At 61.3% G+C, this 26,575-nt stretch carries 31 protein-coding genes; 1 reads left to right on the top strand and 30 read right to left on the bottom strand.

The features are described 5' to 3' along the window. Nucleotides 1-11: 11 nt before the first annotated feature. The 30 genes from HX801_RS22010 to HX801_RS21870 all read right to left on the bottom strand — a co-directional run bounded on the left by HX801_RS22010 (nt 12) and on the right by HX801_RS21870 (nt 23,670). Entirely contained in the window at nt 12-611 is a 600-nt protein-coding gene (locus tag HX801_RS22010; protein WP_087695306.1) for a YmfQ family protein, read from the bottom strand. Continuing rightward, the gene (locus tag HX801_RS22005; protein WP_177022726.1) at nt 599-1,639 is read right to left on the bottom strand and encodes a baseplate J/gp47 family protein; all 1,041 of its coding nucleotides are present in this window, start codon (nt 1,637-1,639) and stop codon (nt 599-601) included. Before HX801_RS22005 ends, HX801_RS22010 begins: the two co-directional genes overlap by 13 nt. Continuing rightward, nucleotides 1,629-2,027 (bottom strand): phage GP46 family protein, encoded by a 399-nt coding sequence (locus tag HX801_RS22000; RefSeq protein ID WP_177022725.1) that lies wholly within the window; start codon nt 2,025-2,027, stop codon nt 1,629-1,631. Before HX801_RS22000 ends, HX801_RS22005 begins: the two co-directional genes overlap by 11 nt. Further along, nucleotides 2,027-2,536, bottom strand: a complete 510-nt coding sequence (locus HX801_RS21995; RefSeq protein ID WP_017480159.1) for a phage baseplate assembly protein V — start codon at nt 2,534-2,536, stop codon at nt 2,027-2,029. The genes HX801_RS22000 and HX801_RS21995 overlap by 1 nt, the downstream gene beginning before the upstream one ends. Before the next feature lie 16 nt (nt 2,537-2,552). Continuing rightward, on the bottom strand, nt 2,553-3,590 hold the full coding sequence (locus tag HX801_RS21990) for a phage baseplate assembly protein (RefSeq protein WP_177022724.1): 1,038 nt from the start codon (nt 3,588-3,590) through the stop codon (nt 2,553-2,555). A gap of 3 nt (nt 3,591-3,593) precedes the next feature. Next, nucleotides 3,594-4,832 (bottom strand): DNA circularization protein, encoded by a 1,239-nt coding sequence (locus HX801_RS21985; RefSeq protein WP_177022723.1) that lies wholly within the window; start codon nt 4,830-4,832, stop codon nt 3,594-3,596. After that, a complete protein-coding gene (locus tag HX801_RS21980) occupies nt 4,819-6,435 on the bottom strand; it encodes a hypothetical protein (protein ID WP_177022722.1) in 1,617 nt (538 codons plus the stop codon). The genes HX801_RS21985 and HX801_RS21980 overlap by 14 nt, the downstream gene beginning before the upstream one ends. Continuing rightward, complete coding sequence (locus tag HX801_RS32070; RefSeq protein ID WP_010170085.1) at nt 6,435-6,560, bottom strand: hypothetical protein; 126 nt, start codon at nt 6,558-6,560, stop codon at nt 6,435-6,437. Before HX801_RS32070 ends, HX801_RS21980 begins: the two co-directional genes overlap by 1 nt. 5 nt (nt 6,561-6,565) lie before the next feature. Further along, complete coding sequence (locus tag HX801_RS21975; protein ID WP_177022721.1) at nt 6,566-6,862, bottom strand: phage tail assembly protein; 297 nt, start codon at nt 6,860-6,862, stop codon at nt 6,566-6,568. Then, complete coding sequence (locus HX801_RS21970; protein WP_177022720.1) at nt 6,859-7,206, bottom strand: phage tail tube protein; 348 nt, start codon at nt 7,204-7,206, stop codon at nt 6,859-6,861. Before HX801_RS21970 ends, HX801_RS21975 begins: the two co-directional genes overlap by 4 nt. Nucleotides 7,207-7,270: 64 nt before the next feature. After that, nucleotides 7,271-8,767: a phage tail sheath subtilisin-like domain-containing protein gene (locus tag HX801_RS21965; protein ID WP_177022719.1), complete on the bottom strand. Its 1,497-nt coding sequence runs from the start codon at nt 8,765-8,767 to the stop codon at nt 7,271-7,273. Beyond that, the gene (locus tag HX801_RS21960) at nt 8,767-8,949 is read right to left on the bottom strand and encodes a DUF2635 domain-containing protein (protein WP_087695298.1); all 183 of its coding nucleotides are present in this window, start codon (nt 8,947-8,949) and stop codon (nt 8,767-8,769) included. The genes HX801_RS21965 and HX801_RS21960 overlap by 1 nt, the downstream gene beginning before the upstream one ends. Next, nucleotides 8,946-9,536, bottom strand: coding sequence for a hypothetical protein (locus HX801_RS21955; RefSeq protein WP_177022718.1), 591 nt, complete (start codon nt 9,534-9,536; stop codon nt 8,946-8,948). The genes HX801_RS21960 and HX801_RS21955 overlap by 4 nt, the downstream gene beginning before the upstream one ends. 64 nt (nt 9,537-9,600) lie before the next feature. Then, nucleotides 9,601-10,608 (bottom strand): phage late control D family protein, encoded by a 1,008-nt coding sequence (locus HX801_RS21950; protein WP_177009847.1) that lies wholly within the window; start codon nt 10,606-10,608, stop codon nt 9,601-9,603. A 9-nt stretch (nt 10,609-10,617) separates the two neighbouring features. Further along, complete coding sequence (locus tag HX801_RS21945; protein ID WP_177022717.1) at nt 10,618-10,830, bottom strand: tail protein X; 213 nt, start codon at nt 10,828-10,830, stop codon at nt 10,618-10,620. After that, nucleotides 10,823-11,206 carry a phage tail protein gene (locus tag HX801_RS21940; RefSeq protein ID WP_003208656.1) on the bottom strand — a complete coding sequence of 128 codons (384 nt, stop codon included), beginning with the start codon at nt 11,204-11,206 and terminating at the stop codon, nt 10,823-10,825. Before HX801_RS21940 ends, HX801_RS21945 begins: the two co-directional genes overlap by 8 nt. Then, entirely contained in the window at nt 11,206-13,404 is a 2,199-nt protein-coding gene (locus HX801_RS21935) for a phage tail tape measure protein (RefSeq protein WP_177022716.1), read from the bottom strand. The genes HX801_RS21940 and HX801_RS21935 overlap by 1 nt, the downstream gene beginning before the upstream one ends. Before the next feature lie 127 nt (nt 13,405-13,531). Next, nucleotides 13,532-14,113, bottom strand: coding sequence for a phage tail assembly protein (locus HX801_RS21930; protein WP_177022715.1), 582 nt, complete (start codon nt 14,111-14,113; stop codon nt 13,532-13,534). Between the two features lie 51 nt (nt 14,114-14,164). Further along, complete coding sequence (locus HX801_RS21925) at nt 14,165-14,671, bottom strand: phage major tail tube protein (RefSeq protein ID WP_003208662.1); 507 nt, start codon at nt 14,669-14,671, stop codon at nt 14,165-14,167. Beyond that, nucleotides 14,671-15,837 carry a tail protein gene (locus tag HX801_RS21920; RefSeq protein ID WP_003208663.1) on the bottom strand — a complete coding sequence of 389 codons (1,167 nt, stop codon included), beginning with the start codon at nt 15,835-15,837 and terminating at the stop codon, nt 14,671-14,673. The genes HX801_RS21925 and HX801_RS21920 overlap by 1 nt, the downstream gene beginning before the upstream one ends. A gap of 2 nt (nt 15,838-15,839) precedes the next feature. Next, the gene (locus HX801_RS21915; RefSeq protein ID WP_008433539.1) at nt 15,840-16,013 is read right to left on the bottom strand and encodes a hypothetical protein; all 174 of its coding nucleotides are present in this window, start codon (nt 16,011-16,013) and stop codon (nt 15,840-15,842) included. Nucleotides 16,014-16,111: 98 nt separating this feature from the next. Further along, nucleotides 16,112-16,747, bottom strand: coding sequence for a hypothetical protein (locus HX801_RS21910; RefSeq protein WP_050550304.1), 636 nt, complete (start codon nt 16,745-16,747; stop codon nt 16,112-16,114). A gap of 2 nt (nt 16,748-16,749) precedes the next feature. Beyond that, a complete protein-coding gene (locus HX801_RS32065) occupies nt 16,750-18,873 on the bottom strand; it encodes a phage tail protein (protein ID WP_008433537.1) in 2,124 nt (707 codons plus the stop codon). Then, nucleotides 18,874-19,503, bottom strand: a complete 630-nt coding sequence (locus HX801_RS21900; protein WP_008433535.1) for a phage tail protein I — start codon at nt 19,501-19,503, stop codon at nt 18,874-18,876. Continuing rightward, nucleotides 19,500-20,495, bottom strand: coding sequence for a baseplate J/gp47 family protein (locus HX801_RS21895; RefSeq protein ID WP_177022714.1), 996 nt, complete (start codon nt 20,493-20,495; stop codon nt 19,500-19,502). Before HX801_RS21895 ends, HX801_RS21900 begins: the two co-directional genes overlap by 4 nt. Continuing rightward, the gene (locus tag HX801_RS21890) at nt 20,492-20,824 is read right to left on the bottom strand and encodes a phage baseplate protein (RefSeq protein WP_003208675.1); all 333 of its coding nucleotides are present in this window, start codon (nt 20,822-20,824) and stop codon (nt 20,492-20,494) included. Before HX801_RS21890 ends, HX801_RS21895 begins: the two co-directional genes overlap by 4 nt. 12 nt (nt 20,825-20,836) lie before the next feature. Beyond that, entirely contained in the window at nt 20,837-21,445 is a 609-nt protein-coding gene (locus tag HX801_RS21885) for a phage baseplate assembly protein V (RefSeq protein ID WP_003208676.1), read from the bottom strand. A 3-nt stretch (nt 21,446-21,448) separates the two neighbouring features. Next, complete coding sequence (locus tag HX801_RS21880; protein WP_177009853.1) at nt 21,449-21,964, bottom strand: hypothetical protein; 516 nt, start codon at nt 21,962-21,964, stop codon at nt 21,449-21,451. A 22-nt stretch (nt 21,965-21,986) separates the two neighbouring features. After that, nucleotides 21,987-22,325 (bottom strand): phage holin family protein, encoded by a 339-nt coding sequence (locus HX801_RS21875; RefSeq protein ID WP_003208680.1) that lies wholly within the window; start codon nt 22,323-22,325, stop codon nt 21,987-21,989. Nucleotides 22,326-22,935: 610 nt separating this feature from the next. Next, nucleotides 22,936-23,670 (bottom strand): XRE family transcriptional regulator, encoded by a 735-nt coding sequence (locus HX801_RS21870; protein ID WP_023659216.1) that lies wholly within the window; start codon nt 23,668-23,670, stop codon nt 22,936-22,938. A 198-nt stretch (nt 23,671-23,868) separates the two neighbouring features. Here HX801_RS21870 and mutS point away from each other — a divergent pair, with 198 nt between their 5' ends. Continuing rightward, nucleotides 23,869-26,460 (top strand): DNA mismatch repair protein MutS, encoded by a 2,592-nt coding sequence (gene mutS / locus HX801_RS21865; RefSeq protein ID WP_177022713.1) that lies wholly within the window; start codon nt 23,869-23,871, stop codon nt 26,458-26,460. Nucleotides 26,461-26,575: the final 115 nt, after the last annotated feature.

The following is a 26,575-nucleotide window of genomic DNA, read 5'->3' as shown; positions in this document are numbered from 1 at the left end:
GCTTCTATCCTCTAGTCATAATTGATGTGCACCTGCGTATGAGCAGGTGCGCTGCGATGAATCAGGCACTCCAGGGCATTGCCCGGGTTGACGCCAAACCGCTCTCCCCAATAACTCGCCCCAAACCGCCGCCCCAGGTGCTGGCGGCCGCCGGTGTTGAGCGTCCACATGAAGTGCGCCTGCCAGGTGCCAAAATGCGCCGCGCCAAACCGTGAGCGGCCCATGCGCGGGGCGCGATGTTCAGTGACACTGGCGTCGGGATAACCCTGGCTGCGGGCGATTTCGATGTAGTACGCGGCGCGCTGGCTGCCCACCGCCAACAGACGTCGACGCACCGCCAGGCGACGGTCGTCGTACAGCGGGCTCAAGCCCAGGCAAGGGTCCGGCAGTTGCATCACCCTTTCCCACTCCGGCACCAGTTCGCTGACGGTCACGGGGTCCATTTCGTTTTGCAGGTCGCAGGCGCGGGCGTCGATGCGCGTAAGTTCTTCGGCGATGCCTTTGAGCACCGTCTGCAACTGCGGCATGGTCTCCAGGTCCCAGGCCGGCCCGCTGGGCAACAGGGCGATCAGTTGCTCCTCGTACTGGCCAGCCGTCCTTATCCCAGCCATGTGATACCTCCAAACACCAGTAACTGGTTTGTCGCCGCCGTAACGTCCGCCAGCGGGCTTGTCAGTTTGTGATCGGTCTCACCGGTGGCGGTGCTGATGGCTTCGGCGATGTGGGTCAGCAACAAGCTGTCGCCCAGCCCCGCCTCGCGATTGTGCAAGTCTCGCAGTTGGGCCTCGACGGCCGCACGCACGGCGCTGGTGTCGGGGGTCAAGCGCAGTTGATAAGCCACTGGTTTCATCACCGGCGCCAACACATACACATCAGCGGTCACTGGCCGCAGCGGTTCGATATGGGCTTGAACCTGCGCCAGCTGCGCGGCATTGGGGATCGGCTGCGGGTCGTCGTCACGCATCACGAACACCCCCACCGTCCCCGGCCCCAGGTAATTGCCGCGACACCATGCGCGGGTAATGCCGGGCACTTCGAGGGACCAGGTCTCGTAATCCTGTGCCGAACCGCCCTGGGGAATAACGCGATAGGAACGAATCACCCGCGCCCGCAGCGACTCCAGGGTTTCTCGTGCCACACCGCCGGTCAACCCCGGCGCCAGCACGGTAAACGTCGAACCAATACCTTGCAGCGGCTGGACCGCGATCAGGCTCAGCCCGGCATCAGCGTTGCCCAGCGTGCCGGCATCAATCGCCTGCACCGTGGCGGTGTTGAGGCCTGCATGGGTGGTACCGGCAGCGGTGACTTTGAAGCTGCGACCATCACTGGCTTGCAGCACCGTGTCCACATCCAGCACCGCGCCCGCCGCTGCGGTAAAACTCACGGTGCCACTGGCGGCTACCGCCGCCTTGCGTGCCTGGTTCAAACGCAGCGCAGCGATGCGTTCCAGGGTGGATTCATCGGCGGTATCCGGCAGGATCTGCTCAGCGATCCAATCGAGATAACCGTACAGGCCGAACGCAGCGCCACTCAGTGTGCGCGCCAGGACCTGGGCATCGGACTGGCGCAGCGAATCGCTGGCCAGGTCGCTTTGGGTGCGTTTGATCAGCACCGGCAGCGAAGGGGTTTCAAACGGCATAGATCACCTGCCAACTGTTATCAGGGTTGATGTCCAGGCGCTCGCCATCGGCCAGGGTCAGCTGCGTGCGCAGGTTGAGCCGCTGGGCGTCGAGGCGCTCACTGAGGACTTCGATGGCGCTGCAATGCCCGTCGTCGATCAGCCATTGCAAGGCTTCGCGGGCATAGAATTCGGCGTCCAGTTGCGTCTGGCGGGTCAGCTTGACCCGGCGCAGCAACCACAACCTTGAGCCGATACGGTCGTCGGCCACGCTGGGAAAACTGTCGCCCCACCAGCCGAAGCGCTCGTCATCGTCAACCGCATCGTCGGGTGCGGCACGGCGCCAGGTGAACAGGCTGATCAGCACCGAGCGGGTCAGGGTCTTTTTCAGGTTGTCGGAGACAAACATCACTGGCCTCCCGCCGGCGCACCGGTCTGACCGCTGCCGGGCTGGACGCCCACATGCACGTGCCGGATCTGGCTGATGCCGCCGGCAATCTGGTCGCCCTGGGAGATGATCTTGCCGCTCTGCGTCAGGGTCGGCGTATCAATGTTCACCGCCTGGCTGGCGCGGATATTCAAGGTGCCGGTTTCAATGTCGATTACCCGCCCGCGCTTGAAATGAACTTTGTCGCCTTCGTCGGTATAGATCGCCACTTCACCCGGCGCCAGGGACTGCAAGCGATAGCGACGGTCTGCCACCACCAGCACGATGGCATGGGAGCGGTCACCGCCCAGGAAGGTGGCGATGCCTTCAGCACCCGCCAGAGGGTTGCTGGTAAAACCGTAGGGTTCGAAGTGCTCCATGTCGTCGTTCACTTCGCCTGCCGTCAGGCGCATTTGCAGCGATTGCAGCTTGGTGGCCGAGTGGGCGAGCACGACAGTGCCGCGCGCCAGCAGGCGAGTCAGTAAGCTCATGGAAATTCCTTGGTGGTTAAGCGGATGGCAACGGATTGGCATCAAAGGTGGACGGCGGCGCCACCTGTAGCGTGGTGATCGAACCTTGGTCGGAGAGCGACCAGGTGACCTTGGAGATCAGCATGTCCTGGTCAAAGCCCAGCACCGGATCGATCACCCGCACCAACAGGTTGTGGCGCCACAAATCGCCGTTGGACTGCCGCCAGCCTTGCACGGTGTAGGTGGTGGTCAGGGCTTTTCCGGTACGGGTGGCGCGTTCCCAGTCGGCGCGTTGCTGGGCCAGCTCGGGGGTCAACTGCGTCGGTTCGCTGATCACCGTGACGCGTTTTCGCGTGGCTTTTTCATCCCGGGAAATCCCTGAAACCTCACTGACCGCCGCTGCACTTTTCTGATCATCGCCCTTGTGCTGACCGATGACGCGGTACTCGGAAAATACCGAGCTGAAGTCCATCGGTGCGTTAGCCGAAAGGATGTTCTGGCCCAGCTCCAGGCTGTCATTCGCACGCCCTGCACTACCGGGCGATGCCAATACCAGGCGCCCATCCGCATCGTCGGTGGAGAACACCCGATACAACGTCAGCAAGCGGTCGATGGATTGAAATACCGTCTCCCCGGGCACGATGCTGTGGGTATGCAGGCGCGCGGTTTCGGCAATCTCGCTGTGCACCTCCACGCCATAGGTGGCCGTCAGCGCCCGGACGATGCTCAGCACACTTTGCCCGCGCCACTGGCCGGGCTGGTTTATCGCTGCGCAGTCCACAAGGTCCTGGGTCACTGAACCGCCCTGAATACTCAGGCTGATCTGTCGGCCGTCGTAACTGATGGGCGCCTTGAACACAAAGCCGGTGAGCACCAGGTCGCAACCGATGCGTACCTGGCAACGGGCGCCGGGCTTGATCGGCGCCGCCATGGTTTGCCCGGGCCATTGCCAGGTGATGTTGAGGGTGAAGGTGCGAAATTGACGCTCCAGGTCGGCGCTGATTTCCACGCTTTTCCAGCCGCCATAATCCAGGCCGTCCACGGTCAGGGTGACGGCATTGTCCAACTCGTTCATGGGTTACTCCCTGACCACTTGCAGGTCCGCCGGTGGCAGGAAGCCCGGATGGGCCACCCGATTGCGCTGCACCACCTCGCCCACTCGCGTCGCGTCACCGAAGCGCTGATAGGCCAACAGCAAGGCGGGCATGCTGCGCATCGGCGTCAGATTGACCAGCCGGACACCGGACGAAGCCACCGCCGTCAGATGCGCGAACATCTGTTGGCGCAGGTCGTTCAGCGCAACATAGTGCCCGGCGTCGGCCTTCAATGCGGCTTGCCACATGGCTTCGTTCAGAAGGTCACGCAGCACCAGCACATCGTCGGCCACCGGCACTTCGCGGCGCTGCACCGGCTGTGCCGCCTGTTGCGCCACGGATGGCGTGGTACTGAGGGTCACCGCTTTTGTCGCCACCGGTACGTCCGCCAGCCAATGGGCGATCTTCACCCACAACGCATCCTGTACCAGGTTGGCAGTGGCTTGCACCGCCGCCACGCTGTCCTTGCCGGTGGTCAGCTTCGGCACGTCGATATTCCGAGCCGCTTCCACCTGCTGCGAGAGGTTGGCCAGCATGCCGCGATAGCCGCTGCGGGCAAATGCCTTCAACTCCTTCACATCGCCGAGCAAGCCCTTGAACTCGGTGCTCAATTCCTTGGGCACTTCCTTGATGGCTTTGACCAAGGCATTCAGGTCGCCATACAACTGAATCAGTGGGGCAAATTGCTGCTCAATTACCTGGTAAACCTCTGCCAGGCCATTGCGCAACGCCTGGATGCCCACCCGCGCCTGCTTCACCAGTGCGACGGCCTGCTCAAAGCGCAGCACCGCCGAACCCAGCAAACTGTCGGCCGACACCAGCAACAGCTGGCGGGTATTGACCGCCGTAGTGGGAAACTTCAAAGGTTCGTCGGGATAGAACTTCAGGGCAAAGGTCACCAGCCCGCCGTCCTGGCGGGTTTGGGTCATCTCGCATTCGCCGACCTTGACCTGCAACCGTCCAAGCCACGGGTGCACCAGCTCGCCGGCGCCCTCCTCCAGGGCCTTGAGCAACTTGTCGCGTTGCTCCAGGCAATCCTCGCCCACTACAAATGCCGTCAGCTCATGCACCCTGGACTGTTGGCCCAGCCCTTCAAAAAAAGGCAGGTCGCGCTGAGGGTATTCGTGCAACTGGCCCTTCTTGCCGACCGGGACTTTCGCCTGGTCAACCCAAAACCCGACGCCACGAAACGACGCCGGCAACAAACGATCACGCCAGCTCATTGGAGCCTCCAAGGGACAGGGAACGGTAGCCGACACGTGGGGTGACGCTCAGGCCGGGCTGGTTGGTTCTGGGCTGGTCCACCCGCAGGCCCGCCGGTGCATTGTCGAAGCTCACCCGCAAATCGCCGTTGAGCTGCGTGCGGTTGTTGGCAGCGGTTTGTTGCAGCAGCGAACTGGAGCTGGACGCCAGCGGTGATACCAAGCCAGGCCCCTTGCGGAACCAGGACGGATCGCGCGCGCTTTCGGCATTACGTTCCTGTTGCTCGGTGGTCAACTCCAGCACACTGCCGGTCGCCTGGTTGATCACCTCACCCAGCCCACCGTTGAACAGCTTGCGAATCGGTGCGGTGATCACCGCAAGCTTCTCCGACAGCGCCGTGAACCAACTCAGCACCGGTGCCCACATGGCTTCAAGTTGCTCCATCGGATGCCAGTCCTCGAACAGGCCACTCAACACTACAAAGGCGTCCTGGGCCTGCAACTTGATATCGCCCCAGATCGAGGCGAATGCACCGCTGACGCTTCCCCAGACGGCAGAAACCTTGTCCAGGGGCGACCAATCGAAGTAACTGCTGACGATGGTAAAAGCCGCCAGCGCGGTGAGTTTGAAGTCAGTCCAGATCGCCGCAAACATCTCACTGATCACGCCCCAGTTGGCAATGATTTGCCCTTGGGGTGACCAACTGAACAGGCTTTTCATGAACTCGACCACCGGCACACTCAGTGCCTTGAGCAAGTCCCAGAGGGCCGCAAAAAAGCCGCTCAACGGCGTCCAGTTGTTGACGATCAAACCCATTGGCGACCAGGAAAACAGTGTGGTGAAAAAGCCGACCAAGGGCTGCGCCATCACCTTAAGCGACGTCCACAACCCGGCAAAAAAGCCTGTGATCGGCCCCCACAAGCGCATCACCTGTTCCAGCGGACGAAACGCAAAGACCGTCTGGAAAAACTCGCCCAAGGTTCCAATCGCCGCCATCACCCGTTCGCCGAGCCCGACAAAAAATGCCGAAATCGGCTTCCAGTTGGCAACGATCAAGCCTGCCGCCACGGCAATGCCTACAGCCACCAAAACTATCGGATTGGCGCTGAGCACCAGCTGCATCAAGCCCAGTGCCTGAGACACGCCGGTGACGGCCGCCTGCATCGCGGTAAACGCTACTGCGCCGGCAGCCAGGCCCTGCACCAGTTGCGGATTTTCGGTGAGCACCTGGGCCACCGTCGTCAGCAACGGCTCCAACCCGACCACCACCGCCGTGACGGCCGGCAACAGCGCAGTACCAAACGCCACCGACACCTTGTCCAGCGACGCGTTGAAATCCTTCAGCCCTTGCGCCGCCGTTTCGGTAACGCCCTGCCCCACGGCGGCATTGACCTCGCCGACCTCAGCCTTGAACGCCAGCGCCGAATTGATACCGCTGATAAACGGTGCCGCCAGCCCACCGCCCTTTACCAGGCCCGCGACGTCGAGTTTGCCGAGACCGGTCTGTTCCAGGTTCTGCCTGAAGCGCCCGACCATGGCCTGCAGCGCAGCAAGCTTGGGCGACAGCTGGTCGATGCCGGTCAGGCGCACGGCGGTACTTTCTACTTTCTGAGCTTCTGCCATCACTGCACCTGCTGCATCGCATTGATCCGTTGCGCATGCTCCAGGGATTCCCGGAGCGTATCCAAAGGCCTGGCCAGCATCTGTTCGGGATCAACCTTCCAGAACCAGGCCAGGTCATAGGCCACCGCAATCAGCTCGGCGACGGAGCCTGCGCCGCACTCATGAAAAAACCGGCGACGGCCCAGCTCAGCGCGTTGAAGTCCATCAGGTCGAGCTGGTTGACCGACGACGGCGGGATACCCGCGCACACGGCGATGTACTTGGCGGCGACGTCAAGGTCCAGATTCACGTCTTCGCCCTTGTCGATCTTGTACGGCAGCGCCTTGATTGCCCGCACCTCCTGCACCGTCGGGCGGCGCAGGGTGAGTTCGGTCAATGACTCGCCGTGGGCCTCGATGGCCGCTTGCAGCTTCACCGTATCGGTCATTGCCAGGTCCCCTTGATGCCTTCGAATTTCAGCTCGATCACCGCGTCATCGCCCTTGGCCACCGGCTCTTCCACCAGGTAGGCGCCGGCCAGCACGTAGACCTTGCCGTTGTTGAATTCGCAGGTGACGGTCATGTCGGTGCCGGCGATCAGTTGCTTCATTGGAAAGTCCGGCGTGTGCAGCGCGGTAACTTTGAAAGACGGGGTGATGTCGGTTTCCTTATAGAAACCCGGCACCACGGTTTCCCGCTTGACGGCCATCAACGGTGCTTCGCAGCCGCCGTTGATGGTCAGTTGAGCGCCGTCCACTTTGACGTAGCAGGTGCCCGCAATCAGTTGACCCATGATGTTTCTCCCAAAAATAAGCCCGCACTCGGCGGGCTGGAATCAGTTGCGAAAAGCGCGGGGCCTACACCGCCGCGTCGTACTGCAAACGGAACTGGTTGAGCAGCGCGAACACCCGCAGCCCGTTGACGTAATCCGGCGGGAACAGCACGTTGACCCGGCTCGGGTCCTGGCTGTCGCGCTCGACGATCAGGTGCTCGGCGAACAGCTCTGCGTTCTCCACATGGCCTTCCAGTTCGAGCTTGGCGTACTGGGCAATCAGCTCACCGCGGATGGTGCTCGGGGTGACGATCGGCTGGCCGGCGCCAAAGCGCGTGCCGTCAGCAGCGAGTTTGTGGCGCCCGTACTTGCTGGTGATCACGCTCTGCAGGCGGCGCACGATAAAGGCCGACTGGTGCAGGGTTTCGCTGTCCAGATAGGAATTGTCCGCCTGGCCGAACGCGTTCTTCTGGTAAGTGGTGATGGCCCGCTGAATGCGCACGTAACCGCCTTCGTAGTAAGCGGTGGCGATGCCGTAGTTGAGCAGCGATTGGCGCTCGGTCAGAGTGAAGCGCTCGCTCGCGTCGGCCGGATCGAGGCCCGGCAAGCTGCCGCTTTGGGTCGGACGACTGGCATCGGCAGAGATGAACACCGCCGTGCGTGCAGCCAATGCTGCGGCCTGGACCCAGAACGGTTGCGGCACGCCCGGCTCCATGGCCTGGATGGTCACGTGCTGGTCATTTCGCCCTTGCCCGGCCGCCACCAGGGTGCCGATAGTGCCGCGCTTGGCGGTGTAGACGTGGCCGAACAGTTGCTTGGCCCACGACCAACGACCGCTGTTGTCATCCATCACCGCTTGCCAGGCGTTGAGGCTGGTGGTGTCGGCCCAGGGCATGCAGATGAACTCGAACGGCTCGTCGCCCAGCGCAGCCAATGCCGCGAGCTGGTCCGGCACACCGGCGCCCGCCGCCATTTTGCCGAGCACGGCGGTCAGGCCGTCGGGGGTTTGTTCGCCGTTGCTCTGGCCCAGGCGGTTGAGCTGCAGGCTGATGTCGTTGCCACTCTCACCGGTCCACTTGGCGGTCAGGGTGACGGTGCCATCGGCGGCTACCGCACTGACCGGCAGGTCGGCACTGGCGTTGATTTTCAGCGCCAGGGCGGTGGCAGCCACGGCAGCCGTCGCACCATTGATCACGGTCGCTTGAACCCGGGTGCCGCCGACGTACAGGCTGAGAATGCCACCTTGGGTCGCGGCGCCGGTCAGCTTGAGCTCGGCCTTGGCCGCGCTGCCTTCGGTGCTGTGCAGCGGCAGGCACCAGATTTCGCCCACCGGGTCACTCTTGCGGAACGTCTCGTACATCGACGCCAGCATCGAACCCTGGCCACCGATACGCTTGGCCATGGCCTCGCTCGATACTAGCACCAGGCTGCCGATTTCCGGGCTGGTGACGTTGTCGTTGACCTGGGCCACGATCAATCGGCGCAGGGCCGACGACGCACTATTGGCTGCCGAATTATCCATCTCGGCGTAGAACAGCGGCACACGAATGTCCGCCGGAATATGACTGAATCCGATCGCCATTACTTGGCTCCCTGTGTTTTTGCCGCCTTGACGGCTTTGGTTGTGATGTCGCCATCGGCCAGACGTCGACGCCACCAGGCGTTGTCCGGGACTTCGCGGCCTTCGGCGGGCAACAGATCGCCCGCCTCCGGGTCAGGTACGGCACGGCCGGAAACCGGCAGTACGGTGATGCGTTTGCTCATGGTTTTACCTCGGCAGAAAACGTCATTTCCAGGCGCCCGTCGGGGCCTGGGCGTTGCAGGTTGGGGTCGGCTGGGTCGATGGCATCGACCCGCACCGTCACCCCGTTGAAGGACGGCAAAGCGTCCAGTTCAAGCTCGAGCCAGGTTTCCGCCGGCTGTGTGCTGAGGTTGCGTCCCAACTGGCTCTCGAGAAAAAACCGTAGCCGGTACAACCCGCGAACCTTGCTGAGCAACAGCCATTCGCCAGCGTCGTACTGGATGGGCTCGTAGAACCCCTCGGGCCTGTAGCCCACCAGCGCCCGCCAGACCTCGGCGCGCAAGGCATGCAGCTGGTCCATCGCCTGGGCTTGCTGGCCCTCCGGCAAATCCAGCACCAGCACCACGCCAAAATGTTCGCGCAGGGGTTGGCGACTGCTGTTTTGCGCAGCGTTAGGGCTGGCCTTGTCACTGATCGGCGTCACGACCGCCTGGGGTGAGTCGAGCACTGGCAGGTTTTGCAGCGCGTCGAGGTCGAGGCCGGCGCCGATGTGTTGGTTGAACGATGGGCAGTGATCCCGAAGATGACTGACCAGAGGGGTTATCTTCATGGCATCTCACCAGGCAATAAAAAACCCGCCGAAGCGGGTGGGTGGAAGGAACCGATCGAGCACGTCATTGCGGTGACGACAATCCGTTCGCCTTGATCGTGCATCGGTAGCTTTCCTTGCGTTTGCCGACGGCCGTCAGCGTGTCGATGGACCAGCGCCCCTGCATGAAGCCGGGCCAGGTTTCATCCAGCACCAGCAGCCCTTCGGCCTGGAACGCCGGGTTGCCGGGGCATATCACATTGATCTGCAGGCCTTCACGGCTAACCCGGCGCATCTCGCCTTCGGCCGCCGTCCTGGCTTCGTCTTCGCTCTGGTAGCGCTGGGCAAGGACTTTGAACGGCGCACCGCCCACCTCCACCTCACGTTTCTTGCAGGTAGCGACATCCCACCAGGACGCCTTGGCCCCTTCGAACTTGGCCCGGCTGGTCTCGGTAAAACTGGCGCTGATAAACGCGCGGTCGCCCGGACGGTTATCACGAGTGACCGACAGCCGCACTTCTTGCAGCGGCTTGCCCGACAGCGAGGTGATCTGGCCTTTACGGCCCAGCACATACAGCTCGTCGACAGGCTTGGCCACCGCATCAAAACGCTTGGCAAGCCGGGTCAGGAAGCTCATGTCGCTTTCGTTGGTCTGGTCGATGTGAGCGATCTTTTCAGCGTCCAGATCCGGCGCGACCCTGGGTGAGAATCCATAACGTATGGTCAGTTGGCGGAACAGTGCGCCCAGGGTGGTTGGCCCATGGCTGGCTGTGCGGCGCTGTTTGAATTCGTCCTGGTCGAACGGCGCCGCCGTGGCCACCAGCACCAGGCGCAGGGGGAACAGGTACGGGGTGCGCTGGGTAATCTTGAAGAGCCCCTTGTCCTCCAGGCCGGTCTCCAGGTAACCGACCCGCAGGCCGATCCTCCCACCCAGGCTGGGCAATCCCTCAAGCCCTTCGATGTCGAGGGTCAGCTTGAGCTGGTCGGAGACGAAGCCTGCGGCATCGGTGTGTTCCCACTCCAGTAATCGCTCGTTGAGCAGCGCGGCATTGGTCCCGTAAATTTCCACCGCCGGTGTGAATCCAAGTGCCATGGTTCCTCCTTAATCCCAAACCGAAACCGGTTTTTTTGCGGCGGGCCGCGCGTCCAGCTCCGGTACGATTACACCGATGCCGGCCGGCAATACCGCCCCGTGTTCCGCGAGGTCCGGGTTGAGATACCACAGTGCTTCCTCGGCAGCGTCGTCGCTGCGACCCAGTTCGCGGTAGAGCAGCAGGTTGACGGAGTCACCGGCAATACTTCGGACTCTACGCATTGACGAATTCCTCCAGTATCAACGTCCAATTGATCAGCATGGCGGTGCCGTCGTCGATCACGTTGGCTTGTTTCTCGTCCACCGATTTGATCGTCCACAGCCCCCAGTTACGGCCAATCCCGTCCACCAACGGCAGCGGTGTACGCAAGGCCTGCAAGTCGCGCAGTTCGTCGAGCCTGGCCATGCCAATGCCACGCGCCGCCTTGCCGGCAAAGGTCAATGTTTCGAGGGCCTGGCCGGTCTGGCTGGACTTGGGTTTGCCGGCAATGATGTCCAGCGCGACCCAGCCACCGCTACTGTTACGGTCGAGGGTCGCGTAGGCAAACCCGCGCGACAGCCCGAAAATAAAGCTGCCCAACACCATTTGTTGTCGCATTAAACCGCTCCATCGGTGAGTGCCGCGTCGCGTCGCGTCGCCAGCAGGTTGTCCATCGACAGCGGCGTGAACTGCGCCTCGATCTGTTGCACGACGAGCGCCGCCAGCGCCTGGTAACTGGTCTGCTCGGGTGCGGTAATGTTGATCTGCGGGGCGAAGTTGATTTGCCGGTTGTCTGTTTGAGCGTTGGGAAGGCTTTGGCTGACCTGTTCGGGTGGCGGGAGACGGTCGTCGCTGCTCATGACTTTCTCGCCCAGGCTCGCCCCGACGTCGCTGCCGACGAACGTGCCGACGACGCCGCCCACCACCTTACCGATTGCACCGCCGGCAAAGCCGCCGATCACACCGCCCAACACTGTGCCGGCGCCCGGAATAATCGAACCCAGCGCCGCCCCGGCGAGCGTGCCAACGGCTCGCCCAATGGCCAGCCCTGCAACCTCGCCGGCCACACCACCCGCGACGCCACCGCCTATCGACCCCACACTGGCGCCAACGGACTCTTTCAGGGTGCCATTGCTCGCGCCCTTGATGAGATTGACACCCGCGTCTGCCACTACCAACGCCAACGAACCGCGCTTCGCGATTCGGCTGGCTCTGTTGGTTTTCGTGGGCGCATCAGGGCCTGAGTTTTTGCCTGGCGTGCGCTCGCCCTGGCGTGTGTCGTTGCCTTGTGACTTCCCTTTGCTGCCGGACGGGTCGGACTTGTTGCCACCGGCATCGCGGGGCGCGTCACCCTCGCCCAGGACTTTCCCGGCGACCTTGTCGAAGACTTTGTCCACGACAGTGCCGCCGAGCTTCTTCGCCAGCGGCACCATCACCACCGCGGCCAATGTGAGGACGGCCGTGGCTTTGGGCAGCGATTCAGCCAGCCAGCCCAAGCCATTGACCACTGAGGTCAGCACCGTCAGTGCGCCGATTTTCAGGGGTGCAATCGCCGTATCGGAAGCTGTCTCCAGGCGGGTGGTACTGGCCTGGAAGGCTTGTTCATGAGCTTGCGTGGAGTCTGCCCGCCCGGTCGCCGAACGCATGACCGAGCCCTGGTCTCCCAGGACCGAAGTCGCGTAAGTCGACTTGTCGGCCACCGCCGTAAAGGCCTGCTTCAGCGTGTCGATCACCGGCACCAGGCTCAGAATCGAGCGGTTACCGTCGAACAACTGCGTGGCCAGTGCCGCCTGCCTTTCCTGGGGCTGCGCCTTGAGCGCCTCGAGGACCGTCAGCACTGTTTGCGGTGCGTCCCGCTTCATGCCTGCCGCAAGCACCTTCGGGTCAAGCTTGAGCTCTGCCCAGGCAGCACGCTGCCCCTCGGAGGCACCGTCACCCTTGGCCAGCGCGGCGCCGACTTTTTCCACCGCAAGCCCGGCAGACGCCCGGTTGTTACCAACCGTCAGCAACGCCGCCGAAAACGCCGCTACCTGCTCGGGGCTCATGCCCGACGTTCTCGCCGCAGTGCTCTGGCGCACAATCGAACCAATATCCACCGCATCGGCCTTGAGCGAAGCGTGGGAACCCAGCACGTTGGTGGCGTCAGCCAGATCCAGCGCCTGCGGGCGATCCAGCTTCATCGACCCACGCCAGCCGCCCATCATCTCGCCGGCCGTCTTGATATCGGTCTGAAAGGCCGCGGCGATGAGCGCGCTATCGCGGGCGAACTGCAGCAAATCAGCCTGGCGAGTTTCAAGGTCCTTGCCTACGCCGGACCGGGCCCCCACCTGCTCCACCCTTGCCAGGTCGACAGCATCTGCGCCACTCGCGGCAACCATCGGGTCGGACGCCAAGGCCAGGTTAGCTTCGCGCAGTTGTGTGCGCTCATGCCCGGCAAACCCCACCACTTCATGCAGGTCGGTCATCGCCGTTTCCAGCGCCTGCGAGGGTTTGACGGTATCGGATGAGGCGCCGCCCGTGCTATTGCCCTTGCCGGTTTTCAGGGCACCCATCACATCGAGCAATGAGCCGTTGAACCTCTCCAGCGTGTCGATGAGCCGGGTCTGCCCCGTGACCAGTTGCGTCAGTTGCGCACCGACATTCGCCAGTTCCTGGCCCGGCACGTCCTTGGGTACGGCATCAAGCAAGGACGGGCCGGCAAGCATCGGCGCAATCGGCTGGATGCTGGCGCCTGCCCCGGCCGTTTCGAGCGAGCCGTAAATCGCCTCGCCGTCCCTGGCGATGAGCGACCTCAATCCAAATTTACTGTCTGCCATCCGCTCTACTCCTGTTTGACGCCAAGGCGAGTGATCGCGATGTCGTAGCGGCGCAATGCTTTTCCGGCGTCCCAGTCCAGGATTTCCGCTTCATTTACCGAGTAAATGAGCGGCACGATGTCGAGAATTACTTCGATGTCGCGCTCCGAAAGAAGTCCGCCGGTTTGTTTAAAAAATCGTCGATGCGCCCCTGCAGTTCGGTCCAGTCGGGCACGCTGAGGTCGGCGAGATCCGGGATCATCAGGCCGGTGCAGTGGGCAGTGATGAACTCGGCGCGCTCTTTGTTGGTGGCGAGTTTTTTCATCGCCTTGGTGGCGCGCAGGGCGGGCATTTCCAGGATCAGGCTGGTGAGACGGCGGCCGGCGGTGTCAAGCGGCAACAGCAGCGAGACGTGCTCACTGGTCGCCGATTCGCGGGGCTGCTCGTCGGCGTCGAGGAAGTACGAGGCAGGCCGGGTCGACATGTCGTGCACGTACTGGGCGATGCTCACATAGTCCGGACGCTTGAGTTGGTCGAGTTCTTTTTCCGACAGGCCGGTGGCGAGTTTGGCCAGTTCGAAGAACTGATCGTCCTCGTCATCACCGGCCCGGGCCAGCGCGTCTTTTTGCGCGGCGTAGAACAACGGCTTGAGTTGAATCTGCTCGATCAGCGCGCCGGTATCAGCGGTGATCGGCGACAGCAGGATGTGCAGCGGAGGCATCCAGGCCATGAATCAATTCCTTGGTGAAGTATGGGAGCGGGAAAACCCGCTCCCGGGGGCTTAAGGCATCAGTACCGCGCGGCGGGCATCGCCGAGGATGTCGACGCCGTTAAGCACGAACTTCTGGGTACGCACGTCGATGTCGATCACCGGGATGCCGTTTTCCAGGCGGTTGTAGGTGCGGCAGGAGAACTCCAGGGTGATGGCGGGTTTATCGCCCATCTTCAGGGTTGTCTCGGTCAGGGTTTTCAGCTTGCCGCCGATGGTGTGGTAGGTGAAGTAAGTCTTGCCGTCCTGGTCCTGGCCGGCTTCACGCACGTTCAGCAAAATGTCATCGCCCAGGCGCACCCCCAGGGCAAGCATGATTTCCGGACCCGCGCCTTGCAGCTCCAATGTGGCGTTGAGCACTTTGGCGCTCTTGGCCATTTCTTCGGCGATGAAACGTCCGCCGGTCATCTGTTCCATGTCGAAGTCGATCTTCGGCGGTGCGAACGAGGTGACCGTCGCCGACAACGGCAGGCCTTGAAGGGTGGCCGCCATGGCCTGTCTGATTCGGTTGGTAAACATTAGAGAACATCCTCCAGGAACTGCTCGATGATTTCATCGCGGGCGTTGAGTTGATAAATCATGTGTTCGTTCGGCGCGTAGCGGCCGTAGTCGATGACGATGAACCAGGTGCCGTTCTTGTACTTCTCGACACTGTTCAGTTCAGGGTGCAGGTACACGCTGCCGCCTGGAATGGTCTCGTCGGCCACCAGGGTTTGCAGCCAGTCGTTGATGCGCTTGACCTCCTGGTCCATGAACGACTTGGTGAGGTTCTTGGCCATGGCTTTCTGGCCGGCCTTGACCAGCTTGCGGCTGATCGCATCTTCCAGGCCCACGTAGCTGATGAACTTGCCGGTGATGGAGCGGTTACCCAGCAGCGAGAAGCCGCCGAGGATGGTGCGGGCGTAGTAGCTCACGCCGTAGCGGTTGAGCAGGTCGCCTTCGGTGGAGGTGTCGAGGATGTTGTACTCAACCACGCGGGACACGTCTTCGGCGAAGGTCACCTGATTGCCCGGGCTTTCCCATTGCTTGACCTTGGCCAGCGCGGCGATGGCCAGGGACGACGGCGCCAGGAACACGTTTTTCTTCGCGGCCTTGGAGTACACCGACGGCATGTTGTGCACCAGCAGGCAACGGTCGAAACCGAGATCGGCACCGCCCAGTTCGCCGCTGTAGGTCACCTGGTCGGCGACGGTTGCGTCCTTGCCGTCCAGCACCACACGGGCCTTGATGCGCTTGCCGAAGGAGGCGAATTCGCCGGCCACGGCCTTGGTGCCGGTGAAGCCCGGGGCGCCGATGATGGTCAGGTCTTCGGGGACGCTGGCCAGGGCGGCGAGGCCCAGTTTGCGGCCGGTGACCGGCTCTTCACCGCCGATTACGTTATTGATGGTGTCGGCCGGGGTGGTGCCCTCGTCGACGATCACAACGTAGACCGGCACCTTGACCACTTTGAGGATCTGGTAAACGGCGTGGAACAGCGTGCCGGTTTCAGCGCCGGTAGGGTCCAGCAGCGCCTGGGTGGTGAAGCTGTTGATGCGGAACGGGGCGTTTTTCGGAATCGACGCATGGGCGTTGGGGGCAGTGCCCACCAGGCCGATGACGTTATCGCCCAGGCCACCCATGGCCTCGGGGGATTCAGTGGCATTCACGGTGATGCCGTTATGTTCGAAGTTCAAAACCTCAGCCATGATCAGTCAGCCTTCTTCGGGGTGGAGTTGAGGACGCTGGTCAGTTCCAGGCGGCCAGCGGTGCGCAGGGCGGATGCTTCGACGTCCAGCAGTTCCAGTTCCTCGCCGGCGGTAGACCAGTGGCCGTTGCCGGTGGGGAATGGAATGAGGACGGTGTAGGTTTGGCGATTGGCCATAGGTGGATCTCCAGGCGAAAAAAAACCGCGAAGGCGGTTTTGTGTGACTGTCACGAGAATGGAACATGGGACCGTTAGGCGATCTGCTAACGCTCTTTTTAAGGAAGTGCTAGTTGTGGTAATTCAGAAACGAGATCTTGCGGACTGAACACCTCGCGCGTCTCCTGCTCGACGGCATCAAACTGCTCATAGCAGTAAGCCCAGCACAGCGACCGCCAGGAACGGAAGGCCTGGCCCTGAGCCTGAAAGCGCGGTACTGCCGGCTCATCGGCATAGCTAATCGCATTCTTGATATCGTCATATCCTGCGGACTTGGCCGTCTGATCCAGAAACGCCTGAACTACCGCAACACACTCAAGCTTGCGCTGTTCCCACGTCAATTCGGGCGGTTCCAAAATAATGGGGCGATTACCATCGGCCCCGATCACTTTGCCAGAGGCTTGAGCTGCGAAAAGTGCTTGGTACTCTTCAAGACTGACTTCCCGCAGCTCTCCTGCGAGCGGCAGGCAGCAGTCCGGATTTGCCACTTCAATCAAGGGTGGTTCTGCCGTGACATCTGCAATGCCAACGGTAGGCCGTTGCGCTTCAGGGGCGCTGGGATCAACTTCCCAAGCGGGATCCGGAATGTTGACCATAGGCCTTTCCCACGTCGGATCGGGGATCCGAAGTGTCCGCTCGCCATGGGCTCGGGTATCGTAAAAACCTAATGTTTGGGCATGAAAGAAAATCGTCATAGTCAGTAGCCTGTGGCCTCCCAGTAAATATCATCAGGTGAGTTGAACGGGCCGGAAATAACCGAAAACTGCGTATTGCTGACGATCAAGGTATTAGTGCCCGTTGCGGCATCGGAGTAAAAGAGACTCGTCCGGCTTGCAACAAGCGATGCACACCGATTGGGGAACGCGATAGGAAAACTGCGATGGGTGACGGTATCCGAAGCGCCCAAGGTAATTCCCCACTGCTTGATCATTCCCGTCTGGGCACATTTCCACCAACCATTGGGCCCAAGTGAGGCCGTATTTTTAAGCACGGCTCCCGGCACGTCGGCTGTGGCCGGCGGCAGGTTTGTCAGGCCGGCGGCGTTGCCGCTGTAGATGCCTGAGATCGACAAATGCCCCCCTTCGGTAAGGGTCATGGCGTTATTCGTTCCGCCCACATGAGTGACGACCTGTGCCGGCGAGGTGCTGGTTCCGCCGGAATAGGCCTCCATTGCCGCGAGGTGTCGCTCATTCCAGCACGTTGCTCGCCACACCATGTATGCCAAGTAGTTTGCCGGCGCATTGATCTGCACAGCTGGCGAGCGGCCTCGCCATGCTACAAATCCGCCGCCCATGTCAGGTAGTTCAAAGCTGGCGGTGCCTGACATCAAGCCACCCGTGGTGGGTAACTTGGAGTTGTCGGAAATCGCGATGTTGGCCGAGCCATCGAATGGCACACCATTGATTTGGCGTGGTGTTGCCAGCCGGGAGGTTGTTCCGGAGTTTCCGGACACATCAATATTGTAGGAACCTTGCAGTCGTGCAGCGGGTACCGCCCCCTTCGTCAGGGCGCTCGCGTTAAGGTTAATGAGTTGGCCACCCTCGCCGATGTAGGCGCCCTTGATGGTCAAGTTACCTTGGCCTTCAAATAGGAAAGCGCTCGGCACAGCTCCCATATGAAGTGCTACTACCGGGAGCGAGGTAGACGTTCCACCAGAGTAGACATCCATGGACGCCAGATGACGTTCCCCCCACATCGTCCCCTTCCAAATAGAGTAACCATACGAGTTGATCGGACAATTGATCTGGATGGCGGGGATACGCTTTTGCCAATCGACAAAGGCCCCTCCCATGCCAGAAAACTCTGCGCTGATTGCGCCAGTCATAGTTCCGCCTTTTACGGGCAACTTCGACTCATCCGTCAGTTTCCCGAACATCGACGCAACTTCATCTTTCGTATAGGCATCCCTGATGCCCATCTCAGCCAACGTTCCAGGGTTCGTGCCGCCTATGGTTCGACCATATTTGTCGACAGTCAGAACTTTGTAGGTGCCCGCCTGAACACCACTTCTTCCCGCCAGCATCTCGAATACCAGCGGGGTGGAGCCCAACGCGATAACCCCTTTGCTGACCAACTGCCACAAAGAGCCTCCATAGGCAGTGCCCTCTTCGACAATTACGCTAAGTCCAGGAGTGACTCTTTGACTGGAGCTGGCATCCATCGAGCGCGACCAGGCACTATTGGCAACAATATAAATACCGTTGTCCTTCGCCAACGTCTGACCTGCGACCAGTACGCGTTGGCCAGCAATCACTGCAACCCCATCGATTTGCTGCGCGCCACTCAGGACGATATTTGCCGTAGCCGCCACACGAACCGACTGCTTGCTATCAAGCTTGGCCAGCTCGTCGCCGAGATAATCAACAACCCATGCCCGAGTTGCCTTGACGACAGTGTCATCAATCAGCAATGTCACCAGAGACGCATTACTCGTTTCGAAAATCGAGCGGATGTAAAACTCTTTGCCCGACCCAGATGTCGCCAGTACGGGTTTGAACGACTCCGGATACTTGACGATGGCGTACAACACGCCGCTATCGGTCCAGATACCCGCCTCGCGCACATACCACCCACCGACATCTGACGGAATCGTCACCTCTGCCAGGAGCCAGCTGGGATTTTTCTCGTCTTGGAAAAGGGCATTCAATGGCCCCCGCCATACCTCACGCTTCAATGCTTTGGCGGTCGCATCCGGGTTATAGACAGCGCCGTTGCCATCACCAACCGAAATTTGTGCAAGCTTGATCGGAAGCCCAGCAGCCTTGCAGGCAGTTTCGTAGGCAATTCCATCATTGGTAAGAAGAGTATAAAAGTCGGCCATTTAGGACCTCTGTGGATAAATAGTGAGCGTCTCGACGCTATAAAGCCCCGCGGCAGAGAATGCATTGCCGGCGGCTTTCAGACCGTCGATAACAATCGGATGGATAATGGTAAGTTCGCCGCATACCGTCGCGGCAGCGATGGAATGGGTACCAGATGCGCTCAATCCCACAGAGACCGACAGGATGTCGCGTTCGCTTTTTGCAGCGACTAATCGCTGGTCCAGTCGAGCGTCCATTTCTTCGCTGTAGGCCAGGCTTGTGAACGCTCTCACCGAAAAACTGTAAGGCGCACCGATTGGCGTTTGCTCGTACCACGAGCGAACCTGCGGGACCAACTGCAACCCTGTAGCGGCGTTTTCCAGCGCTTTACGTGTACCGGACTGGCGAGCGGTCGGCCAAGCGAGCTTCACCGTGCCCCTCTTTTCAGCCTCAGGAGCACTGGAACTCCATTCAGTAACACCACGATCTGCAGCCAGGTACGGTAAGAATTCCACTGGCGTCTGCAGCGGGTTCATCAAGGCGGGAAAAGGTGGCGTCACCCGATCGAGCAATTGCCCGAAACCCAGGTCCAGCGCCTTCTCCAACGGCGAACTGTTGGCGGGCAGCAAACTGCCTTTGGGCTCACTCATAGCGTGCGCACCTCCACCTCGACGCCCGTGCAATACGGGGCCTGGAACGCGGTGGTGACGATCGGCTCCAGCGGTTCAAGGATTTGCAGTTGTGCAGCTCCCGCCGAGTGGATGGCGTAGTCGATCCAGCTCGGGTCCACCCGCCCTTCCAGGCGATGACAGGACTCTGCATAGTCTTGCAGCAGTTTCTGGGCGGCGACTTGAGTGAGCCCGGAATCCGGGCCGGCGTTGATCTTCGCCACCACGCGGATTTTGTAGCGCAGGATCTGAGCCGCCTGCACCGTGACGAGATCCGTTTCCGGTCGCACGTCAGGCCGGGCGAAATGCCGACGTACACCGTCAAGCAGATCAGCAGAAGGTGTGCCATCCCCGTCTCTGGACAGGACCGTGACCATCACTTCGCCGGGCGCGGTTCGACGGCCATTACCATCCTTGACCCGTGCCGCGTAGCCGTCCGGGTCGAAGGTATAAGTGACCGTCACCACACCCGGCGTAGCACTTTGCACTTTCACCGATGGTCGCTCACCGAGGGTGAAAACCTCTCGGCGATACTGCATCCGCGAACCCGCCGCCGGAGCGTGAGGCGCGAGGTAATAACGCAACCGGGCGTCATCGTCGCTCTCCAATGTTGGCGGTACCGGCGGGAAAGCCGCCGGGTCACCAGGGTCGAGCACCTGGCGCTCCAGGCCCATGTCCGCCAGGCGCGCATCGAGGTTGCTGCCGGTGGCCCACCACGCCAGCATCTGCTTGATGCGGGCGTTGTATTTGCGCTCGTGGGTTTGCAGGCGAACGCAAAAAGCTTCCAGCGCCAACGTCAGCAACTCGCTCTCGTTCTCCAGGCTGACCTTCAGCTTGGCGGCATTTTCAGGCGCACGAGTTGCGACGTAATCAACGACAAACGCCTTGAACTCCGCCAACAGTGGCTCGAACTCATCGACGGCAATGATCGCTGGCTCAGCCAACTGGTTCTGGCCGGGTATCAGCATGCTCATGTCACCACCTCGAAGGATTGCTTGCGGTTTTTCCAGGTGCCGGCGAAGCGCAGCAACAGGCCGGCGCCCTGGCGGTTGGCGACGATGACTTGCGGCTCGAAGTCGGCGATGCCGTTCTGCGGGTTGTAGAACGCCTGGGCGGCATGGCTCTGGGCGAGAATCAGCAGGTCATCGCCGAGGTTTTGCCCGAGCAGCTGCGGGATCATCGAGCCGTACAGCGGGCGCTTCTGGCGAGTGCCCAAGGGCGTGGTCAGCGCTCGGGTAGCGCGCTGCACAAATTGCAGCCAGTCATCGACCGCCGCACCGGTGTTTCTATCGATTCCGATCATGGGATGTCCTTGTCAGGGGCTGATGACTCGACCCTGGTGGTCCACCACCGGGCCACTGAAGTGCGCGCCGCCTGCATCCAGCAACAGGCTGGTGCCGCCGACTTGCAGCGTGACGCCCTGGGCGCTCATCGTGAGGCTGGCGGCGCCGACCTTGATGTCGACCTGTTCGCGGGAACCTGTGAACGTGGTGGGGCCATTGACCCAGTTGAAGGTATGGCTGGCGTCGTCGTAGTCGCTTTGGGTGCCGTCCTGATGGCGGCGCCGGGTCAGTGTCGAAGCGCTGGAGACCGGTGGAAAACGGTCACTGTTCAAGCCGAACAAGGCCACCGATTGCGCCCCGCCCTCCCCGGCGCCGTAGTTGAGCAGCAAACATTGCTCGCCTACTGACGGGATGCGGGTTTCCGTCTGTGCCCCGGCGCTGGGGTTGAAAAAGCGGATCGCCGGGGTGAGCAGTTCGCCGTGGCTGACCTTGCAGGTATTGCTGGCGGCGTCGACCTCCTGGCACACGCCGATTCGGCAGAAACTTTCGGCGCGTCGATACAGGTCTTCGAGCTGGCTTTCCATTTCCGCCAGGCGCTCCACGATCGGCCCCAGTTGCATGCGTAACAGCGCGTCGAACATGGGCTACTCCGCCAGCGGCTTGTATTGGTCGGGGTCGTCGATGTTCGAAACTTCCCAGGTGCAGGCAAAAAGCGGCTTGCCTGTGGGATCGTTGAGCAACGGCGGCCCGATATAGAGGGTTTGGGTGAAGGTGACGGTCCAGGTGTCGTAGTCCGTCTCTGCGCTGGTGCGTATTGAAGGCGCAGCGACAATGCTGGTCGGCAGGTCGCACTGCGCCTGCGGCAGGTTCCAGCGGTTATCCAGCACCAGGTCCATCAGTTGGCTGGCCAGGTCGCAGGCATCAAAGGGCAAGGCACCCGGGGCCACCATGGCCTTGAGTGAAATCCCCAGGGCATGGGCCTTGCGCCCCTCGCGGGAGCGAAGGCCCGGCCCATTGCCTTCGACCGTGATCAACACGCCGGTGTTGTTCGCGCCGCCCTGAAAGTCCTGATGAGTGCCGACCTTAAGTTCCGGAAACGCCCTGCGCAGTGCCTCGCTGATGGCCTGGGGCAATTGGGAGGGTTTTTCGATAAGTGTCATTTAAGTAGCGTCCTTGCAACGGTTACTGCGGGTCCCGGCCAGGGCCTTCGTTGACGCCGATGCGCTTGGCCGCCCAGCGTTCATAAAGGCCGATGGCCACGTCGGCGCCGGCCATGGCGGTCAGGCACCCAATGGCGCCGGCCGTCCAGATCGACATGCCGGCGGCGTAGCACAGCATCAGGGCTGATACCCCGCACACCATGCAGGCCCCCGAACGCAGGGCCAGGCGCCGCATAAGCGACCAACCGCGGGCGCCTTCCTTGTCGGCGCGCCACATTTCTCCGGAAACCCCGCCAATCACCGCCAATACGATGACCAGCCAGATAGGCATTTCCGCCAACGCTTGCTGCTCGTTTGTCATGTCACGCCTCCTGGAATGAGTGATACCGGCAGGTCGCCGGTTGTAGGTGTTTGTTTCAATTTGAATGGGTTCTCTAGGTAGGCATTCCAAAAAGCCCGGTTGCCCGGGCTTTTCAGTAATGATGTCCTCGAACTTTCGGCGCTACTGGCGCGGTACGGTTCTTTCCTCAATGTTTTTCCGACCACGATCCCTGTCTGCCGGATAACTGCTTCTGGTGCTTTACGCTGCACACCCGGGCCAGTTGCCAACCCTCTGAACCGTTAAGGCCGGTTCATCGCTGCCTGTTCTTGAAGCGGTTTGAAACTAAAGAGCGTCGGCATCCTTGCCGGTATTGCCTGGCATCCTTGCCATCGCTTCGATGGCGTCCTTGCCGGTGTTGCGTAACGTCCTTGTCTTCCTTGGCAGCATCCTTGCCGCCTCCACCAGGCCTTCTTGGCTGGCTTGAGATGAAGAATATGCATGTATGCATATACAGTCAATGCACAAATGCATTTATTTTTGCGCAAGAAATGCACAAGTGCATTTATAGCCCCGCAGGCAAAGGGTTTGGTGGTTTTACGCAGACGAAAAAAAGCCCGCTCACTGGCGGGCTTTGTCTTACACAGAAGGGTTAGCGGGCGTACATGCCCCACCAGAAAACGTGACCAAGGATGCTGATCTGTTCATCCTGGATTTCCTGGAAGCTGTAGTCCTCGTCCGGATGTTCATCGCGGTTGAAGCTACGCAGGCGAATCCCGGAAGGCAGGCGATAGAGCTGTTTCACCCGTAGCTGGCCGTTGTGATTGATGGCGTAAAGATCGCCATCGACGATGTCACCAATCCCGCATTTGCCCGCATTGACACCTACGGTGGCGCCGTCGCGCAGCACCGGCAACATACTGTTGCCGCGCACCGTCACGCACTTGGCCTGGTCGAACTGCACACCGTTATGCCGCAGGCTGCGCTTGCCGAATCGCAGGCTGGCCTTCTCGCTTTCCTCGATGACGAATCTTCCTGATCCAGCAGCCAATTCAACCTCGCGCAGAAAGGGGATCGACACCTCGTCATCATTAACGGGGGTTTCGTCGTCCCACAGGCTTATGTCCTTGAGTTCCGAATGCATCGGGTCACGCTCGTCCGACCGCGCCGGCACCAGCCCTGCGCGCCCGCGCAGCTGATCGGTGCTGACCTGGAAGTAATCGGCGATGCGCGAGATGTGCTTGTCCGACGGATCAACGATCTTGCCGCTGAGGATCCGGGACAGTGTGGATTGAGGCACGCCGGTACGCCGGTGAAGCTCCGTGGGGGAGATCCGGTCGCGGTCCAGCAGCTCTCTTAAGACGATAGAAACGTTGCGTTTTTGCATAACGCGGATAGTGCAGGCAGTTTTGATGCTTGGCAAATGCTAATTTGCATATTTAATGCATGGAGCAGCGAATTTGACCTGACCGTTTGTGCACTGCGAAGCCCCGACCGCGCGTGTTAACCTTGCGCCCATTGCAAAAAATGCTGGGCCAAGCGCCCCCTTTGCCCCATCACTTTCAACGAATTTGCCAACTATCCAATGAGTAAAAACACTTCCGATCTGTCCTCCCACACCCCGATGATGCAGCAGTACTGGCGCCTGAAAAACCAGCACCCTGATCAGTTGATGTTCTACCGCATGGGCGACTTCTACGAGATCTTCTATGAAGACGCGAAGAAGGCGGCCAAGTTGCTGGACATCACCCTGACCGCGCGCGGGCAGTCGGCCGGGCAGTCAATTCCGATGTGCGGGATTCCATATCATTCGTTGGAAGGTTACCTGGTCAAGCTGGTGAAGCTGGGCGAGTCGGTGGTGATCTGTGAGCAGATCGGCGACCCGGCCACCAGCAAGGGCCCGGTGGAACGCCAGGTGGTGCGCATCATTACGCCGGGTACGGTGAGTGATGAGGCGCTGCTGGATGAGCGTCGCGACAACCTGATCGCGGCAGTACTGGGGGACGAACGCCTGTTCGGCCTGGCAGTCCTGGATATCACCAGTGGCAACTTCACGGTGCTGGAGATCAAGGGCTGGGAGAATCTGCTGGCGGAGCTTGAGCGCGTCAACCCGGTGGAGTTGATGATCCCGGACGACTGGCCAAAGGACCTGCCGGCGGAACGTCGCCGTGGGACCAAGCGTCGTGCGCCGTGGGATTTCGAGCGTGATTCGGCGCTGAAAAGCCTGTGCCAGCAATTCTCCGTGCAAGACCTCAAGGGCTTCGGTTGCGAAACCCTGACCCTGGCCATCGGCGCCGCCGGTTGCCTGCTCAGCTATGCCAAGGAAACCCAGCGCACTGCCCTGCCGCATTTGCGCAGCCTGCGTCATGAACGTCTGGACGACACCGTGGTGCTCGATGGCGCCAGCCGTCGCAACCTGGAACTGGACACCAACCTGGCGGGCGGTCGCGACAACACCCTGCAATCGGTGGTCGACCGTTGCCAGACCGCCATGGGCAGCCGCTTGCTGACCCGCTGGTTGAACCGCCCGCTGCGGGACTTGACCGTGCTGCAAGCCCGTCAAACTTCTATTACGTGCCTGCTGGATCAATACCGCTTTGAAAAGCTGCAACCGCAGCTCAAGGAAATCGGCGATATCGAGCGGATCCTTGCGCGGATCGGCCTGCGCAACGCGCGGCCCCGCGACCTGGCACGCCTGCGCGATGCCCTTGGCGCCCTGCCGCAACTGCAAGCGGCGATGACTGAACTGGAAGCGCCGCACCTGCAGCAGCTTGCCGTCACCACCAGCACCTACCCGGAACTGGCGGCACTGCTGGAAAAAGCCATCATCGACAACCCGCCCGCGATCATCCGTGACGGTGGCGTGTTGAAAACCGGTTACGACACCGAGCTGGACGAACTGCAATCCCTGAGCGAGAACGCCGGGCAGTTCCTGATCGACCTGGAAGCCCGCGAAAAAGCCCGCACGGGCCTGGCCAACCTGAAAGTCGGCTACAACCGCGTGCACGGCTACTTTATCGAGTTGCCGAGCAAGCAGGCCGAGCAGGCGCCGATCGATTACCAGCGTCGCCAGACCCTCAAGGGCGCCGAGCGCTTTATCACCCCGGAACTTAAAGAGTTCGAAGACAAGGCGCTGTCGGCCAAAAGCCGCGCCCTGGCCCGGGAGAAAATGCTCTACGAAGCCTTACTCGAAAGCCTGATCGACAAGCTTGCGCCGTTGCAGGACACCGCAGCCGCCCTGGCCGAGCTGGATGTACTGAGCAACCTGGCCGAGCGTGCCCTGAACCTTGACCTGAACTGCCCGCGCTTTGTCAGCGAGCCGTGCATGCGCATCGTGCAAGGTCGCCACCCGGTGGTGGAGCAGGTGTTGACCACGCCGTTCGTCGCCAACGACCTGTCGCTGGACGACGATACCCGCATGCTGGTGATCACCGGTCCGAACATGGGCGGTAAATCCACCTACATGCGTCAGACCGCGTTGATCGTGCTGCTGGCGCATATCGGCAGCTTCGTGCCGGCGGCAAGCTGCGAATTGTCACTGGTGGACCGCATCTTCACCCGGATCGGTTCCAGCGATGACCTGGCCGGCGGCCGTTCGACCTTTATGGTGGAAATGAGCGAAACCGCCAACATCCTGCACAACGCCACCGAACGCAGCCTGGTGCTGATGGACGAAGTGGGCCGCGGCACCAGCACCTTCGACGGGCTGTCCCTGGCGTGGGCGGCGGCCGAGCGTTTGGCGCACCTGCGGGCATATACGCTGTTCGCGACGCACTACTTCGAACTGACCGTGCTGCCGGAAAACGAGCCGTTGGTAGCCAACGTGCACCTCAATGCCACCGAGCACAACGAGCGCATCGTGTTCCTGCACCACGTGCTGCCCGGCCCGGCAAGCCAGAGTTACGGCCTGGCCGTGGCGCAACTGGCGGGGGTGCCGGCCGAGGTGATTACCCGTGCTCGCGAGCACCTGAGCCGCCTGGAAGAAACCGCGCTGCCCCATGAGATTCCAGTGGCCAGCCCGGCCAAGGCCAGCAACAAACCCAGCGCGCCGCACCAGAGCGACATGTTCGCCAGCCTGCCTCATCCGGTACTGGATGAGTTGGCTAAGCTTGACCTGGATGACGTGACGCCGCGAAAAGCGCTCGAAATGTTATATGCACTGAAGACTCGGATATAACGCAGACGCTTGCAAGCTGGTAGACTCTCGCGCGGTTTGGGATGCTGCGGGCTTTTAGCCTGGCCTGCAGACTATCGCTCCCGAACCTCGCGAGCCCTGCTACAAAGGGTTTCGC

The sequence above is a fragment of the Pseudomonas sp. G1002 genome, from assembly GCF_013385455.1.
Taxonomy (GTDB): Bacteria; Pseudomonadota; Gammaproteobacteria; order Pseudomonadales; family Pseudomonadaceae; genus Aquipseudomonas.
Note: the sequence above shows the minus strand (reverse complement) of the source record. Positions and strands in the feature narration are given on the sequence as shown.